This is a genomic window from Pseudomonas sp. BP11-1-1 (genome assembly GCF_052112105.1).
GTDB lineage: Bacteria > Pseudomonadota > Gammaproteobacteria > Pseudomonadales > Pseudomonadaceae > Aquipseudomonas > Aquipseudomonas alvandae.
Genome location: NZ_JAUTYU010000064.1, coordinates 1 through 255 on the forward strand (window position 1 = coordinate 1; position 255 = coordinate 255).

Annotated in this window: 1 pseudogene; it reads left to right on the forward strand. The window is 62.4% G+C overall.

Annotated features, from left to right (window positions below):
• Positions 1–255 (forward strand): annotated as a pseudogene (locus Q7C33_RS29015) (NAD(P)(+) transhydrogenase (Re/Si-specific) subunit alpha); the annotation flags it as partial.

Below are 255 nucleotides of genomic sequence, written 5' to 3' on the forward strand. Positions count from 1 at the left end.
CGCCAGTGATGCATTCGGCGCCGAACTGATCCTCAAGGTGGTTGCCCCGAGCGACAGCGAGCTGACGCTGATCAAGAGCGGCACCGTGCTGGTGGGCATGCTCAATCCGTTCAACAACGAAACCATCTCCAAGCTGGCCGAACGTGGCATCACCGCTTTCGCCCTTGAGGCTGCGCCACGTACCTCCCGCGCCCAGAGCCTGGATGTGCTGTCGTCTCAAGCGAACATTGCCGGCTACAAGGCCGTGCTGCTGGC